This is a genomic window from Aeromonas aquatilis (assembly GCF_054052405.1).
This window is the reverse complement of sequence record NZ_JBSTYP010000233.1, coordinates 1-219: the sequence shown is the minus strand read 5'-3', so window position 1 is coordinate 219 and position 219 is coordinate 1. Positions and strand designations below refer to the sequence as shown.

Sequence of the window (219 nt, the reverse complement as noted above, 5' to 3'; positions counted from 1 at the left end):
CGCCCGCTGCCCTTCCAGCTGGGTATCGTAGAGCACCCCCTGCCACTTCGGGCCTCGGGCCTGATAGCGCTCCAGGGTGTTGCGGGCGTTGTCGCGGGTGTCGTTGTGGTCTTTGGTGGTCATCAGCGTCAGGTTGACGCTGGGGTCACTGGGCGGCAGCAGCACCATGGCATTGGCGCCATAGTAGGTGTCGGTGTCGTCCGTCTGCACCGCCAGAAA

At 64.8% G+C, this 219-nt stretch carries 1 protein-coding gene; it reads right to left on the bottom strand.

Annotated features, from left to right (window positions below):
* Positions 1-219, bottom strand: a 219-nt coding sequence (locus ACW5W8_RS24160) for a hypothetical protein (protein ID WP_498630947.1), incomplete at both ends; no start/stop codon positions are given.